The organism is Nonomuraea turkmeniaca, from assembly GCF_005889735.1.
Taxonomy (GTDB): domain Bacteria; phylum Actinomycetota; class Actinomycetes; order Streptosporangiales; family Streptosporangiaceae; genus Nonomuraea; species Nonomuraea turkmeniaca.
The window spans coordinates 1-1,256 of the sequence record NZ_VCKY01000542.1; the positions used below are offsets into that span (position 1 = coordinate 1).

The 1,256-nt window shown below is 64.6% G+C and carries 1 protein-coding gene; it reads right to left on the minus strand.

The window, feature by feature from the left end:
• On the minus strand, nucleotides 1-1,256 hold a 1,256-nt coding region (locus ETD86_RS54405; RefSeq protein ID WP_138674392.1), incomplete at both ends, for a non-reducing end alpha-L-arabinofuranosidase family hydrolase.

Below are 1,256 nucleotides of genomic sequence, written 5' to 3' on the forward strand. Positions count from 1 at the left end.
TGGTAGAGCAGTTGCAGGTTGCAGGGGTCAACGGTCATGGTCTGGTCGGCGCTGGTGCGGATGAGTTCGCCGTGGCTGATGTCGTTGGTCCAGGTGGCGCCGCTGTTGGCCTTGCCGGCGAAGGGGTTGCTCTCGGTGGCGGCCTGGGGGGTCCACGAACCGTTCAGGCTGGTGGCGGTGAAGGAGCGGAAGTAGCGGCCTTGTGAGCCGATCGCTTCGACGATCATGAGGTATTTGTTCTGGCCCTGGAGTTTGTAGACCTGGACGGCTTCGAACAGGTTGTTGGTGGTGTCGCTCATGATCACCGTGGCTGTGGTACCGAAGCTGCCCGGGAAGTTGCCGATGGGCATGCTGGCCCGGTAGATCTTGCCGTTGTCGCCGGCGAAGAACAGGTACATGTTCGTGCTGTCACCGATGAGTGTCTGGTCGATGGGGCCGGTTCCGGAGCCGGAGATGCTCGCGGTGGAGAGCACTTGCTGGGCTGACCAGCCGTTCGGGTTGGTGGGGTCGGTGGAGGTCCGGTAGGAGAAGGCGGTCCCGCCCCACTGGTAGGCGAGCACCCAGATGTTCTTGGGGGCGAAGTACAGGAGCGTGGGCGCGACGGTCGAGGAGTTCATCGTGTTCTGGCTGGCCGTGGCCATTTCGGACCAGTTGGTGAAGAGGCTGAAGTTCATCGAGCCCCATCTCGTGCCCGTGTCGTGTGTCGTGGCGTAGACGAGGTGCCTGCCGTTGTAGGGGGCGACGGTGAAGTCCTTGAGCGAGACCCAGCCCGCCTTCGGCTGCGCCAACGGGCCGGTCGAGGTCCAGCGGTACGTTGAGGGAAGGTCGCATTGACCGGGGTTGCCGCCGCCGTCGACCTTGACGAGCTGCCATTGCTGGTTGGCGCCGCCCCAGTCGTCGTACTGGACGATGTTGGCGCCGTCGGCGGTGGAGGCGCCCTGGACCTCCAGGGCCTTGTTGCTGTGGCGCGAGATGAAGCGTACGTGGCCGTCGGAGCTGTCGGCCAGCCGCCACTGCTGGTTGGTGCCGTTGGTGTCGGACCATTGCACGATCGCGCCGCCGTTGGCGGTGGAGAAGTTGGAGACGTCCAGGACCTTGCCGGAGTGGCGGGACTTGATGCGGTAGTAGCCGCCGCCGGAGTCGACGAACTGCCATTGTTGCTGGTTGCCGTTGTTGCGGGTCCATTGGGTGATGCGGGCGCCGTCGTTGGTGGCGAGGTTGTAGACGTCCAGGGCCTTGCCGCTGTTGCGGTTGAG